Origin of the sequence: Bradyrhizobium japonicum USDA 6 (genome assembly GCF_000284375.1) — a bacterium.
Classification (GTDB): domain Bacteria; phylum Pseudomonadota; class Alphaproteobacteria; order Rhizobiales; family Xanthobacteraceae; genus Bradyrhizobium; species Bradyrhizobium japonicum.
This window is the reverse complement of sequence record NC_017249.1, coordinates 3,585,731-3,598,487: the sequence shown is the minus strand read 5'-3', so window position 1 is coordinate 3,598,487 and position 12,757 is coordinate 3,585,731. Positions and strand designations below refer to the sequence as shown.

14 protein-coding genes are annotated in these 12,757 nt (G+C 63.8%); 9 read left to right on the top strand and 5 right to left on the bottom strand.

Translation table 11 applies throughout. The features are described 5' to 3' along the window. Positions 1–31 precede the first annotated feature (31 nt). On the top strand, positions 32–829 hold the full coding sequence (locus BJ6T_RS16775; RefSeq protein WP_043900206.1) for a pentapeptide repeat-containing protein: 798 nt from the start codon (positions 32–34) through the stop codon (positions 827–829). 24 nt (positions 830–853) lie between these two features. Next, positions 854–1,201 carry a hypothetical protein gene (locus BJ6T_RS16770; protein ID WP_014493628.1) on the top strand — a complete coding sequence of 116 codons (348 nt, stop codon included), beginning with the start codon at positions 854–856 and terminating at the stop codon, positions 1,199–1,201. 8 nt (positions 1,202–1,209) lie between these two features. On the opposite strand, the gene BJ6T_RS16765 is transcribed toward BJ6T_RS16770, so the two are convergent. The 4 genes from BJ6T_RS16765 to lanM all read right to left on the bottom strand — a co-directional run bounded on the left by BJ6T_RS16765 (position 1,210) and on the right by lanM (position 3,118). Then, positions 1,210–1,419, bottom strand: coding sequence for a hypothetical protein (locus tag BJ6T_RS16765; protein WP_014493627.1), 210 nt, complete (start codon positions 1,417–1,419; stop codon positions 1,210–1,212). A gap of 124 nt (positions 1,420–1,543) precedes the next feature. Beyond that, a complete protein-coding gene (locus BJ6T_RS16760) occupies positions 1,544–2,449 on the bottom strand; it encodes a DUF6662 family protein (protein ID WP_014493626.1) in 906 nt (301 codons plus the stop codon). 24 nt (positions 2,450–2,473) lie between these two features. Then, positions 2,474–2,554: a pyrroloquinoline quinone precursor peptide PqqA gene (gene pqqA, locus BJ6T_RS16755; protein WP_039227747.1), complete on the bottom strand. Its 81-nt coding sequence runs from the start codon at positions 2,552–2,554 to the stop codon at positions 2,474–2,476. Positions 2,555–2,725: 171 nt separating this feature from the next. Beyond that, positions 2,726–3,118, bottom strand: coding sequence for a lanmodulin LanM (gene lanM / locus BJ6T_RS16750; protein WP_014493625.1), 393 nt, complete (start codon positions 3,116–3,118; stop codon positions 2,726–2,728). Between the two features lie 344 nt (positions 3,119–3,462). Here lanM and BJ6T_RS16745 point away from each other — a divergent pair, with 344 nt between their 5' ends. The 6 genes from BJ6T_RS16745 (at position 3,463) to BJ6T_RS16720 (ending at position 9,394) form a co-directional block, all read left to right on the top strand. Further along, the gene (locus tag BJ6T_RS16745) at positions 3,463–5,127 is read left to right on the top strand and encodes a methanol/ethanol family PQQ-dependent dehydrogenase (RefSeq protein ID WP_014493624.1); all 1,665 of its coding nucleotides are present in this window, start codon (positions 3,463–3,465) and stop codon (positions 5,125–5,127) included. Between the two features lie 10 nt (positions 5,128–5,137). Beyond that, complete coding sequence (locus BJ6T_RS16740; RefSeq protein ID WP_014493623.1) at positions 5,138–5,494, top strand: c-type cytochrome; 357 nt, start codon at positions 5,138–5,140, stop codon at positions 5,492–5,494. Further along, positions 5,491–6,420 carry a type 2 periplasmic-binding domain-containing protein gene (locus BJ6T_RS16735; protein ID WP_014493622.1) on the top strand — a complete coding sequence of 310 codons (930 nt, stop codon included), beginning with the start codon at positions 5,491–5,493 and terminating at the stop codon, positions 6,418–6,420. Before BJ6T_RS16740 ends, BJ6T_RS16735 begins: the two co-directional genes overlap by 4 nt. 289 nt (positions 6,421–6,709) lie before the next feature. Beyond that, entirely contained in the window at positions 6,710–7,732 is a 1,023-nt protein-coding gene (locus tag BJ6T_RS16730) for an FUSC family protein (protein ID WP_014493620.1), read from the top strand. Between the two features lie 100 nt (positions 7,733–7,832). Continuing rightward, positions 7,833–8,834 carry a Bug family tripartite tricarboxylate transporter substrate binding protein gene (locus BJ6T_RS16725; RefSeq protein WP_014493619.1) on the top strand — a complete coding sequence of 334 codons (1,002 nt, stop codon included), beginning with the start codon at positions 7,833–7,835 and terminating at the stop codon, positions 8,832–8,834. Between the two features lie 134 nt (positions 8,835–8,968). Further along, a complete protein-coding gene (locus tag BJ6T_RS16720) occupies positions 8,969–9,394 on the top strand; it encodes a hypothetical protein (protein ID WP_014493618.1) in 426 nt (141 codons plus the stop codon). 40 nt (positions 9,395–9,434) lie between these two features. Here the strand turns inward: BJ6T_RS16720 and BJ6T_RS16715 are convergent, their stop codons facing one another. Next, entirely contained in the window at positions 9,435–10,403 is a 969-nt protein-coding gene (locus tag BJ6T_RS16715) for a helix-turn-helix domain-containing protein (protein WP_014493617.1), read from the bottom strand. A gap of 513 nt (positions 10,404–10,916) precedes the next feature. On the opposite strand from BJ6T_RS16715, the gene xoxF5 reads away from it, so the two are divergent. Then, the gene (gene xoxF5, locus BJ6T_RS16710; RefSeq protein ID WP_014493616.1) at positions 10,917–12,728 is read left to right on the top strand and encodes a lanthanide-dependent methanol dehydrogenase XoxF5; all 1,812 of its coding nucleotides are present in this window, start codon (positions 10,917–10,919) and stop codon (positions 12,726–12,728) included. The last annotated feature ends 29 nt before the right edge of the window (positions 12,729–12,757 follow it).

The following is a 12,757-nucleotide window of genomic DNA, read 5'->3' as shown; positions in this document are numbered from 1 at the left end:
GCGTGCTAAACAGGGCCCGTAGCGGAGCCCGATGATGAAGCGAATGGTCGCCCTCATGACGCTTGGCCTCGCTCTCGTCGCGACCATGGCGAGCGCGCAGGACATGATGCGTGACGTCGACCTCACGTCACCCGCGATGGTCTCGGCGGAAATGAGCCGGCAGGAGGTCGAGGCCATCCTGGCCAAAGCCGGCGCCGGGGCGCCGGCCGATTTCACCGGCAAGCGGTTGTCGGGGCTCGATCTCTCCGGTCTCGACCTTTCCACGGCGATCCTCCGTGCGGCGCGCCTCAACAAGACAAAACTCGCCGGTGCCCGTCTTGATCAGGCGATCCTCGATCAGGCGTGGCTGCTGGACGCTGATCTCGCCGGCGCGAGCCTGAAGGGCGCCAATCTGTTCGCCTCGCAGATGGCGCGCGCGCGTCTGGACGGCGCGGACCTGACCGGTGCTCGCATCGCGGCCGACCTCACCGGCGCAAGCCTGCTCGGCGCTTCGATTGCGGACGCGCATCTTGGCGCCGATATGCGCAACCAGTCGATGGGGCTGATGCGCGCAGTGCTGCGATCCGCCAATCTGGAAGGGTTGAACGCGCGCAATGCCGACCTGTCGCGCGTCGATCTCGAATTTGCCTCCCTCAAGGGAGCCGACCTGACCGGCGCGTCGCTCAAAAATGCGCAGCTCGGCGGCGCCGACCTGACCGGAGCCACCGTCACTGACGCCGATTTCGAGGGCGCCGATCTCGCCTCGGCGAAGCTGATCGCGCCGATCGGCCTTGACCGCGCCAGGAATTTCGACAAGGCAAAGAACCGCGAGCGTCTGGTCAGGGAATAACGGGCGCCTTTGGAGGATCGGCTGATGCGTTGGTTTCTGGCTTTGATCGCGTTGTTGACGTTGGCCGGCGAAGCCGCCGCCCAAAGCAAGGGCAAGGGCATCAGGCTCTGGAATTTGACGACGGAGACGATCTCCGGCTTCCAGCTCTCGCCCGCCGGCAAGACCGAGTGGGGCCCGAACCAGTGCCTGAACGACAAGGACAAGGAAGTCGACCACGACGAGCGGCTGCGCATCACCGGCGTCGAGCCCGGCCGCTATGACGCCAGGGTCAGCTATCCCAATGCGCGGCAGTGCGTCGTCCGCGACATCGAGATCAAGGCGGACGCGGTGTTCTCGATCGCCGACAAGGACCTGAAGGACTGCACGAAATAACGAAGGGCTTACGCCTTGTCGTTCGGGTGCGGATATTCGCAGCGCCACCGCACCGCCTGCCACTTCGGATGGTCGCCGACCCATTGGGCGATATAGGGCGGTGCGGCCATCACGCATTGCCTCGGCGACCCCGCAAAGTTGAACACCAGATGCTGCTCCTCGCAGGTCGCAGGCGAGAGCACCGCACACACAGTCACCACCAGGTCAATCGGGTTCATGCCGGGATCCTGTCGCAAGGGGACAATCGAGATTAGCACGAAAGATTACGTTCCGAGGAGCGGGAAGTTTCAAACGGACGGGATGTTCCCTCTCCCCGCGCGCGGGCAGAGGCGGAACAAACACCTAGAAGTTTACCCCAAACACCAATCGCGCCTGATGACGCTCGAAATTGACGAGGTCGAGATTGCCGCCTGATCCGGCCGGGCGGCCCCAGGCCTGCATGCTCCAGCTCAGAGTGAGCCGCGACTTCTCCGATAGCTGGAAATAGGCGGTCGGACCGACAAACAGCGCCTGGCCCGAGAACTCACCGAGGCCGATGCCCTCATACTGGCGGAAGTAGCGCATTTCCCCACCGAGCAGAAAATTGGGGCGCACGCGCACCATGGCGCCAAAGGCCGCGCCGATCGTCGAGCTCTTCTCGGACACCCCCGCCACCTCGAAGCGCGCCCATTCCGGCTGATAGATCAGATTGAGCGCTGCGATGGCGTAGTTCGGAATCAGCTCACGGTCGAAAGCGAGCGTGAATTCGGAGCCGTACATCCGTCCCTTCGCGCCGCTGGTCTCGTCGATGCGATCGCCATGGAGTTCGGCGGCGACAGTCAACCCGAACGGCGCGCGCTCGCGGTCGAGCAGGCGGTAACGCAGGTCGAGCGAGGCGCCCTGGAAATTGAACTGGCGGCGGTCGTCGATATCGGGAACGCCGGTGATGTCGTGCAGCGTGGCGGTGCCGCCGACCTCGACACGGAAGTTCGGCAGCGGCACGACCTCGATCTCGACCTCCTGCTGGAGGGCGCGATAGGTACCGCCGCCCTTGCCGAAGCTCCCTGTCGTTTGGGTCTGGAATTCGCGCTCGCCGGGATTGCCGACGTCGGTGCCGATCATGAAGCCGAAGATGTGCTCGGTATCGAAGCCCTCTTCGGCACTGACACACGCCGGTGCAAGCGCAACACCGAACGCAATTGCCGTCCAGATCGTGTGGGCTCCAAGGCGCATTGCGAACACTACCACGGCTTCGACGGCGTCCGCCATCGAAGCCGCGGCAGGTCGTCAGTCTTACTTGCGCGCAGCGCAGGCGTACATGTTGATTTCCATGCCGACCGGCACTTCCGCGATCTTCGGAGCTTTCCAAGCCATTCGGGTCTCCCAAGGGTATTGAGCGCGACATCGCGCGGGGCAAAACCTAGGGCTGCGTCAGGTGCAGCGCAAGCCTGGAATCGAAGCGCAAACACAGCGAACTGTCGCATTATGCTCGCGAATTTCCCTCTCGGGCAAATCGCCTTCGCTCCCAGTCAAGCGCCGCATCTCTCACCGCAACAAGCGCACCAGCGCGCGGCCGGCGCGCGAGTTCAGCTCCTTCGCATCCAGCGTTCCGTCCTTGTCGGGATTCGCTGCGTTGAAGCGCTGCTCCACCACCGCGAGATATTCGTCGAGCGTGAGAGTCCCGTCGCGATCGGGATCGGCGGCGGCGAGTTCTTTCGCCGTTAACCGTCCGCGCAATTCGCGCGCGTCAAGCGTGCCGTCGTGATCGGGATCGAGCTTTGCGAACAGCGCGGCAGCGGCCTTCTTCACCTCGGCGAGATCGAGCGTGCCGTCATTGTCGGTATCGAACATCTTTACGGCGTTGCCGGAAGCAGCCCACGCTGGACCGGACAGCACTGCAATCGTGAGCGCAAGCGCAACTGAGCGACGTGAAATCATCAAACCCTCCTGACCAGCCACCAGCCCCCGATTCGTTCGGGATCGAAACGACATAAGTCCACAAGCGAGCCCCGGTTCAAGTCCGGAATTGCAACCTGCGCACCGCACAACTCGCGGAACCCGACGGCCGAGCAGAGCAGCCGAAGCCGGCACTGCTTCATGCCACGGAATTTTTTCAGCGTCTGCGCACAAGTGAAAGTCGGTTGTCAGGTTTCTGTCAGGTGACCGGCATCTGGCATCCAACATATCGGCGACGGACTTACGACTTTCGTATTGACGTGTTTTGCGTTCGGGCGGAGTGTTGCTCCCGCAGCGTCAAAAGGCGCGCATATTGGGAGGAACGGATGAAACGCTTTGCGATGGCCGCGAGCCTCGTCATGCTTGCATCGACTTGTGCGAGCGCACAGACCACCGAGCAACTGGTCAAGGGCGCGACCGATACATCGAACGTTCTCAATTACGGGATGGGCTACAATCTGCAGCGCTTCTCGACGCTGAACCAGGTCAACAAGGACACCGTCAAGAATCTCGTCCCGGTCTGGAACTACAGTTTCAACGACGATCGCAGCGAGGAATCGCAGCCGCTGGTGTACCAGGGCGTGATCTACGTGACCTCGCACAACGCCACCATGGCGGTCGACGCCAAGACCGGGAAACAGATCTGGAAATCCAAGGTCGAGTATCCCGCCGAGACGCCGCGCATCGTCTGCTGCGGCATCATCAACCGCGGCGCCGCGCTCTATGACGGCAAGGTCTTCCGCACCACGCTCGACGCCAACGTGATCGCGCTCGATGCCAAGGACGGCAAGGAGTTGTGGCGACAGAAGGCCGCCGACATCAAGGAAGGCTATTCGATGACGGTGGCGCCGCTGGTCGCCGACGGTGTCGTCATCACCGGCATCTCCGGCGCCGAGTTCGGCACCCGCGGCTTCATCGACGGCTGGGATCCGGCGACGGGCAAGCATCTCTGGCGTACCCATTCGATCCCCTCGCCCGACGAGCCCGGTGGCGACACCTGGAAGGGTGACACCTGGAAGTTGGGCGGCGGCTCGACCTGGATCACCGGCTCCTACGATCCCGAGCTCAACACGGTCTATTGGGGCATCGGCAATCCCGGACCGTTCAACTCGGCGGTGCGTCCCGGCGACAACCTCTACACCTGCTCCGTGCTGGCGATGGATCCCAAGACCGGCAAGATCAAGTGGCACTACCAGTTCTCGCCGAACAATCCGTTCGACTATGATTCGGTGGCCGAGATGGTCCTCGCCGACATGAATGTCGAGGGCAAGCCGACCAAGGTGCTGATGGACGCCAACCGCAACGGCTTCTTCTACGTGCTCGACCGCACCAACGGAAAGCTGCTTGCGGCCAATCCTTACGTGAAGGTGAATTGGGCAACCGGCGTCGACATGAAGACCGGTAAGCCGATCGAGACCGACGTCACGAAGGACGCGCGCGACGGCAAGAAGGTCACCGTCTATCCGTCGATCCTCGGCGGCAAGAACTGGGAGCCGATGTCGTTCAATCCGCAGACCGGCCTCGCCTATGCCAACACGCTCGCCTTCGGCGGCAGGTACAAGACCGAGCCCGTGACCTTCAAGCAGGGCGAATGGTATCTCGGCATGGACCTCACCGACCTCTGGGAGTGGGGTGACGGCCCGCGCGGTCATCTGAAGGCGATCGATCCCATGACCGGCAAGGCCAAGTGGGAAGCACCGAGCGACATCCCGCGCTTCTCGGGCGTGCTGTCGACCGCGGGCGGCGTCGTGTTCACGGGCGCGCTGACCGGCGAGTTCGAGGCCTTCGATGCCGACACCGGCAAGAAGCTCTGGCAGTTCCAGACCGGCTCGGGCATCGAGGGACAACCGGTGACCTGGCAGCAGGATGGCGTGCAGTACATTGCCGTCACCTCCGGCTATGGCGGCGTCTACTCGCTGTTCTCCGGCGACGAGCGGCTTGCCAAGGTACCGCCCGGCGGCTCGCTGTGGGTTTTTGCGGTCAAGCAATAACCACGGCCCGATGCTGAAGGACATATCTCACAAGACGGTGGCGACGATCGCCACCGTCGCGGTGCTGACGGTCGCGCTTGCGGCGACCGTTCGTGCCGCGGACGATGCAACTGGCAATCCCGTGCAGGCACAGATCGACCATGGCAAGTCGACCTATGCTTCGAAATGCTCGCATTGCCACGGCCCCAACATGATGAATTCCGGCACCATCACGCCGGACCTGCGCGCCTTTCCCGACGACAAGACGCGCTTCGTCACCACGGTGAAGAACGGCAAGAACAACAAGATGCCGCCCTGGGCCGACATTTTGAGCGACGACGAGATCGGCAATCTCTGGGCCTTCGTCTCGAGCAGGAGAAAGCCATGAGAGCCTGGCTCGCCGCATGGAGCGTCGCCGCGATCCTAGCGGCGGCGACCACCGCCGCGCGCGCGGCCGACGAGCCGTTGAAGGTTTGCCTCGACGAGGACCGGCCTCCGCTCTCGGTGCATGACAAGGGCAAGCCGGATTCAGGCTTCGACGTGCTGCTGGCGCAGGCGATCGCGGACCGGATCGGCCGGCCGCTGAAGATCCAGTGGTTCGAGAGCAAGCTGGACGAGGATTCGAGCCCGCAGCTCGAGGCCAACGCCTTGCTCTCCGATGGGCGCTGCTCGCTGGTCGGCGGCTATGCGCTGACGACGGATTCCCTCGTCAAGCCCGGCATGAAGACGGCACGCTTGCCGGATTTCGCCGGGGCCACGCGCGACGACCGGCGCCGCCGCGTCGCGCTCGGCGTGCTCGCACCGAGCCAGCCTTACGTCTATTCGCCGATGACGGTGGTACTCGGACCGAAAGCGCAGGGCCGCAAGATCGGTGGCATCGGCGACCTCGCCGGCCTTCGCCTTGCGATCGAGAGCGGCTCGCTGGGCGATGCCATCCTGATGACCTTCGACAAGGGCCGCCTGATCGACAGCATCACCCATCTCGTCCCCGGCCGCGACGATCTCCTCGGCGCGCTCCAGCGCGGCGACCATGACGCGACGCTGATCGACCTCGGCCGCTTCGATGCCCACCGCGCCGCGCATACCGACACGACGATCACCGCGTCGGGCTATTATTATCCGATCGGCGCCAATCGCGGCTATGTCGGGCTCACCAGCGACGGCGCACTGATCGATGCGGTCAACAAGGCGCTGACCAGCCTTGCCGCCGAGGGCAAGATCGCCGAGTTCGGCAACCAGGCCGGCCTCACCTATCTGCCGCCGCGCGAGCCTGCGGTGCTCGGCGATGTCTGGGCGACGATCATTCAGCGGTAGGTAGCCACACGTGCCGTCACATCACCGGTGTCATGCACCGCGACCCGGCTGCGCCAAGGCTTCGCCGGGGTTGAGGTCCAGGAGCGCCGAAGCTTTGGCGTAGGCGGCAGGCGGGGCATCCAGTACGTCGCGGCCTCTCGATCCAATCGCAAGCGCCTCGGGAATACTGGATCGCCGGTCAAGCCGGGCGATGACAGCGAGGGTGTGGTGCGACCGTCGCTCCACACCCCAAAGTGCCGACCACATTTCCGTGGTATGCATAGTGTTTCGTTCGCCCCTTTGGTGCCCCGTGAATCCCCCCACGACACCCTCCGCCGCCGGCCTGCGCGATCTCCTCTCCCGCGAAGTCAAGACCGGCGAGCTCCTGCGCGCGCTGATCGTCGTCGGCCCGATGGTCGCCGCCTATTTCATCTTGCGCGAGACGGCGCTGCTGAACCTGGGGCTGGTCGCGGTCTCGCTGCTCATTCCGGCGCTCAGGCAGCACTTTCCGCCAAAAGTCGTCGCGTGGCATTATCTCGCCATCCTCGTCACCTTTGCCGCGCTTTTCCTTGCAGCTCCGGTCAAGCCGCTATTCGTGGTGCTGACGGCGCTCGCCGGCTTCCTTGCGGTGGCGGGGACGCGCTATGGCGAACATTTCCGCACACTTGGCAATTGGGTGTTCATCCCCGCCGTCTATCTCGCCTGCGAGGTGCGGGAGGGCGTGAGCGCCGAGGAAGCGATACGTCATGCCGGCGTGATCGTCGCCTCCTCTCCGATCGCGCTGGCGCTCGTCTGCGCGATCCAGACTTACGACCAGCGGCTGCGCGGCAATGCCGCGACCTCGCTCGGACCGCCCGCGGCCGACTGGTTTCTGCCGGCAGCCGCAACCGCCATGGCGGTCTTTGCCGCAGCCGCCCTGGTCGAGATCTTCAACCTCGCGCAGGGACAATGGGTGATGTGGTCGGCCGCAAGCGTCGTGGTTGGCGACCTCACGGCATCCACCGGCAAGCTGAAGCAGCGGGCGATCGGCGCCTTCGTCGGCGCGCCGCTCGGCTTTCTCACCGGCCTTGCCCTGCCGCAAAGCCGCGTCGGCTACGCCATCGCGATTCTCGCGGCCACCCTCACCCTGATCTCGTTCTCCCGCTACGTCGTCGGCTTCGGCCTGCGCTGCTTCTTCATTGCGCTCGCCGCGTCCTTTGCCGGCGGCGCCAGCGGCATCGCCGAGGAGCGCATCGTCAACGTGCTGATCGGCGGTACGTTCGGCCTGATCGCGGTAGCCCTGACCGAGATCGTCCGGCTGCGGGTCATGCGGAAGACCCGATCTCCCGGATGACGCGCAAATGGGCGCCGCGCGGCCCTGTCGAATGCGCCAATCTGTCTCGCCTACCACCCCAGCCTGATGCAGTAGGGTCGGCAAAAATCAGGAGGGAATCATGCCCGCAAAATTCGATCGCCGCCACTTCATCGCCGCCGGTACCAGTGCACTCGCGATGCCCTTCGTCGCGCGCGGCGCCTCGGCGCAAGGCGCATCGCAAGGCAATTGGCCGTCGCGGCAGATCCGCATGATTTGCAGCTATCCCGCCGGCGGACAGACCGATTTGCTCGCGCGCGCCTATGGCGAATTCATCTCCAAGCAGGTCGGCAAGACCGTCGTGGTCGAGAACAAGCCCGGCGCCTCCGGCGCGATCGGCACCGCAGAGGTCGCCCGCGCCGAGCCCGACGGCCACACCATCCTGTGCTCGATCTCGACCACCTACATCATGAACCGGGTCGTGATGAAGAATCCCGGCTACGACATGGACAAGGACCTGACGCTCGTCAGTGTCATTCCGGGCGCCGGCCTGTTGCTGGTCGCGAACCCCAAGACCGGGGTCAAGACGCTGGAGGATTTCGTCGCCTTCGCGCGCAAGAGCGGCAAGGTCAACTTCGGCACCTATAGCGCGGGCTCGGCTCCGCACATGACGATCAACGAGCTCAACAAGCAGTACGGTCTTTCCATCGAGCCGGTTCACTACCGCGGCGAAGCGCCGATGTGGACGGGGATGCTGGAAGGCACGCTCGACGCCGCAATGGGCAGCTACACGGCGGCGCAGTCCGTCCTGCAAAGCGACCGTGGCACCGTGTTCGCCGTGCATTCGAAGAAGGTCGACGCGATCCCCGCCATCAAGACCCTCCCGGAGCAGGGCGCAACGTCAAAATTCTTCACCGTGAGCGGTTTCTCCGGCTGGGCCGTGCCGAAGGCGACGCCGCAGCCGGTGGTCGACCGCCTGGCGGAGCTCTGCGTCGCCGCCAACAGCGATCCGAAGGTGAAGGAGGTTCTCGCGACCTTCGTGCTCGAGCCGGCAATCGGCTTCAAGGAAACCAATGCCCTGTATCAACGCGAGTTGCCGATCTGGATCGAGAGCGCGCGGTCGCTCGGCCTCGAGCCGGCCTGAACCTTGCGCGGCGCACGGGGCTGCCCCATCGGAGTCCGGCATCCAACCAAAGCCTAGTGTTGGAAGCGCATTTTCCCGCTATGATTGTGTGCCGGTGCCGTCCCCCTCACCGGCGGACAAGAAAGGCCGATCGCATGACACCGGATGGCGTCGCCGTTGCCGTCATGATCATCCTGCTCTTTCCAATGGGCTATTTCACGCTGGCCTCACCCGCCTTCCTGCTGGTGAAGCTCGATATCCAGCCCGTCGCCCAGTTATTGCGTGGGATGTTCAACGCCCATTTTCTGGTGATGCGCATCGCCGGCGTGATCGGGGCGCTGGCTTTCCTGCTCGACGGTCGCCTGGTCGCCGCGATGGGCGTCGGCCTGCTCGCGGCCCTGGCGATCTGGGGACGCCGCTGGTTCATGCAACGGATGGACGACCAGCTCCGCGCGAGGGACGCCGGAGATGCCGAGGCTCCGCGTCGGCTGCGACGCCTGCATTGGAGCGGAATGCTGGGCAACGCGGTCCTGCTCGTCGCTCTCGTGACCAGCATTCCCTACGTCGCCATATCGGCCTGAGAGATATCGCCGCGCGGCCTGCGCCGGCTGCGGCGCTCGCCTAATGCTCGCCCGAGGCCGCGGCGCCCTGCTGGGCCTTGTGGATCGAGGACGGCACCACGCCAAAGTATTTCCGGAACACGCGGCTGAAATGCGATGAGCTGGAGAAGCCCCAGGAGAAGGCGACGTCGGTGATGGTCTTGCCGCCGTGTGCCTCGAGCTCCTGGCGGCAGTTCTGCAGGCGCGCCTGCCAGATGTAGTCGCTCACCGTGGTGCCGCGCTCGGAGAACAGCATGTGCAGATAGCGCTTGGAGCAGCCGAGCTCTGCGGAGATCTGGTCGATGCACAGATCCGGATCGCGCAGGTGCTCGCGGATGAAGAATTGCGCGCGCACATACATCGCCTCGGGCCCGACGCGATCGAACATCGTGTCCGCTTCGCGCAACGGCAGCAGCAAGAGGTCGATCAGCGAATCGGCGACGCCGACCGCGCTGTTCGCCGACAGCTTGGCCGCCTCGTCGAAGGTGGCATGAACAAAATCATGGGCGATCCTCCCCGTCCCGGTCTTCGCCGACAATTTGCAGGCCGGCATCCGCTGCGACGGGAATCCGCGGTCGCGCAGCAAGGCCTTCGGCACGATCACCACGTCGTGGCGGGTGAAGGCGGGGCTGATGATGGAATGCGGACAGGAGACGTCATAGGCGATGATGTCGCCCGGGTTCAGCTCGATGTGGCGGCCTTCCTGCTCGAAATAGGACACGCCATAGGTCTGGAAGTGGATCTTGATGTACGGGTGTTCATTGGCCTTGGCGCGCGCCAGCGTGTGCGCGATGCGATGCTGGCTGACCTCGATCTGGCAGAGCTTCAGGCGCGAGACGCTGGTGTAGTCGATGCGGCCCTCGAGCGAGGACGCCTCGAGCGGATCGACGTCGAAATGCCCACACAGGCTTGTCAGCCCGTCGATCCAGCTCTGGATCTGCCGCTTCGGCGTCAGGCCGGTCGTCGAGAGCGTGTGAATGGTGTCGGACATTAATCCAGCCGCTGGTTTCATCTGGAGATTCGACGCGAATCGCAACCAGCGCTGCCGGAGCCCTCAGCTATGATTGCGTGACGTTTACCTCGAATTTGAGCGGTCTGTTGCAACGATCGCGGTCGTTCCATTGCCACCCTTGACGGTTAATCCTCCGCCTTAGTTGCAGCGCCGTCAAGGGGAACCTGAGCGTCGAAGGCGTCGCGAAGCCGCGCGGAAGCCGCTGAATTCGCTACTGCAAAATCAAAAACTTCGCGTCCGTGCGCTGTCGAGCAAACCGGCTTCCCTCTTGGGCAAGTTTCCCGATGACGAAGTCGTTAGGGATTGCGGCAGGAACAACAAAAACGGGCCTCTCCTGCACGTGGACCCGTAGCTCTCATCCGGAGGAGGAAACAGCACAGCATCGTTTCTGGTCCCAAACGTGACCGCCCTGCACGAGCAGACGCCGGACGAGAAGCCCGGTGATTAAGCAATGCTTCGGAAACAATAAACGAGACCAACGGAGGAATGACTATGCGCAAGGTGCTAATGGCGACCTATCTTGGCTCCGCGGCGATGCTCGCCGCCGGCAGCGCGTCAGCCAATGACGAGCTGATCAAGATGTCGCAGAATCCCAAAGACTGGGTGATGCCCGCGGGAGACTACGCCAATACCCGCTATTCGAAGCTGAACCAGATCAACGCACAAAACGTAGGCAAGCTCCAGGTCGCCTGGACCTTCTCCACCGGCGTGCTGCGCGGCCACGAAGGCGGCCCGCTGATCATCGGCAACATGATGTACGTCCACACGCCGTTCCCGAACAAGGTCTATGCTATTGACCTTTCCAACGAGAACAAGATCGTCTGGAAGTATGAGCCGAAGCAGGATCCGAACGTCATCCCGGTGATGTGCTGCGATACGGTTAACCGCGGCCTGTCCTACGGTGACGGCAAGATCATCCTGCATCAGGCCGACACCAACCTCGTCGCGCTCGACGCCAAGACCGGCAAGGTCGAGTGGTCGGCGACGAACGGCAACCCCGCGAAGGGTGAGACCGGTACGTCGGCGGCGCTGGTCGTCAAGGACAAGGTCCTGGTCGGCATCTCCGGCGGCGAGTTCGGCGTGCAATGCCACGTCACCGCTTACGACCTCAAGAGCGGCAAGCAGGTCTGGCGCGCCTTCTCCGAAGGTCCGGATGACCAGATCAAGGTCGATCCGGCCAAGACAACGTCGCTCGGCAAGCCGGTCGGAGCCGATTCCTCGCTGAAGACCTGGCAAGGCGATCAGTGGAAGATCGGCGGAGGCTGCACCTGGGGCTGGATGTCCTTCGATCCCGCTCTGAACCTCGTGTATTACGGGTCGGGCAACCCCTCGACCTGGAATCCGAAGCAGCGTCCGGGCGACAACAAGTGGTCGATGACGATTTTCGCGCGTGACGCGGACACCGGCATGGCCAAGTGGGTCTATCAGATGACGCCCCACGACGAGTGGGACTATGACGGCGTCAACGAGATGATCCTCTCGGATCAGCAGATCAACGGCCAGCCGCGCAAGCTGCTGACTCATTTCGACCGTAACGGCCTCGCCTACACGATGGACCGTGAGAACGGCGAACTGCTGGTCGCCGAAAAGTACGATCCGAAGGTGAACTGGACCTCCGGCGTCGACATGGACAAGAACTCGGCGACCTATGGCCGTCCGAAGGTGCTTGACGCAGCGTCGACCGACAAGGCCGGCGAAGACCACAACGTGAAGGGCATCTGCCCGGCCGCGCTCGGTACCAAGGACGAGCAGCCGGCAGCCTACTCGCCGGACACGCAGCTGTTCTACGTTCCGACCAACCACGTCTGCATGGACTACGAACCGTTCAAGGTGAGCTACACCGCGGGCCAGCCCTATGTGGGTGCGACGCTCTCGATGTATCCGCCGGCGGGCGAGACCCACATGGGTAATTTCATCGCCTGGGACGGCAAGACCGGCAAGATCGTCTGGTCGAACAAGGAGCAGTTCTCGGTCTGGTCGGGTGCGCTCGCAACCGCCGGCGGCGTGGTGTTCTACGGCACGCTCGAAGGCTACCTGAAGGCAGTCGACGCCAAGTCCGGCAAGGAGCTCTACAAGTTCAAGACTCCCTCCGGCATCATCGGCAACGTCACGACCTATGAGAACGGCGGCAAGCAGTATGTCGCAGTGCTCTCCGGCGTGGGCGGCTGGGCCGGTATCGGTCTGGCAGCTGGTCTGACCGATCCGACCGCCGGTCTCGGCGCAGTCGGTGGCTACGCGGCTCTCAGCAACTACACGGCACTCGGCGGTACGCTGACCGTGTTCTCGCTGCCAGCGGCGAACTAGCCCACCCTTCGTGTCGCTCCGGCGCGTGG

What these genes read in the sequence shown, in the direction of transcription:
- BJ6T_RS16775 (WP_043900206.1), top strand. Translation starts at nt 32, where the DNA reads ATGATGAAGCGAATGGTCGCCCTCATGACGCTTGGCCTCGCTCTCGTC.
- BJ6T_RS16770 (WP_014493628.1), top strand. Translation starts at nt 854, where the DNA reads ATGCGTTGGTTTCTGGCTTTGATCGCGTTGTTGACGTTGGCCGGCGAA.
- BJ6T_RS16765 (WP_014493627.1), bottom strand. Translation starts at nt 1,419, where the DNA reads ATGAACCCGATTGACCTGGTGGTGACTGTGTGTGCGGTGCTCTCGCCT.
- BJ6T_RS16760 (WP_014493626.1), bottom strand. Translation starts at nt 2,449, where the DNA reads ATGGCGGACGCCGTCGAAGCCGTGGTAGTGTTCGCAATGCGCCTTGGA.
- pqqA (WP_039227747.1), bottom strand. Translation starts at nt 2,554, where the DNA reads ATGGCTTGGAAAGCTCCGAAGATCGCGGAAGTGCCGGTCGGCATGGAA.
- lanM (WP_014493625.1), bottom strand. Translation starts at nt 3,118, where the DNA reads ATGATTTCACGTCGCTCAGTTGCGCTTGCGCTCACGATTGCAGTGCTG.
- BJ6T_RS16745 (WP_014493624.1), top strand. Translation starts at nt 3,463, where the DNA reads ATGAAACGCTTTGCGATGGCCGCGAGCCTCGTCATGCTTGCATCGACT.
- BJ6T_RS16740 (WP_014493623.1), top strand. Translation starts at nt 5,138, where the DNA reads ATGCTGAAGGACATATCTCACAAGACGGTGGCGACGATCGCCACCGTC.
- BJ6T_RS16735 (WP_014493622.1), top strand. Translation starts at nt 5,491, where the DNA reads ATGAGAGCCTGGCTCGCCGCATGGAGCGTCGCCGCGATCCTAGCGGCG.
- BJ6T_RS16725 (WP_014493619.1), top strand. Translation starts at nt 7,833, where the DNA reads ATGCCCGCAAAATTCGATCGCCGCCACTTCATCGCCGCCGGTACCAGT.
- BJ6T_RS16720 (WP_014493618.1), top strand. Translation starts at nt 8,969, where the DNA reads ATGACACCGGATGGCGTCGCCGTTGCCGTCATGATCATCCTGCTCTTT.
- BJ6T_RS16715 (WP_014493617.1), bottom strand. Translation starts at nt 10,403, where the DNA reads ATGTCCGACACCATTCACACGCTCTCGACGACCGGCCTGACGCCGAAG.
- xoxF5 (WP_014493616.1), top strand. Translation starts at nt 10,917, where the DNA reads ATGCGCAAGGTGCTAATGGCGACCTATCTTGGCTCCGCGGCGATGCTC.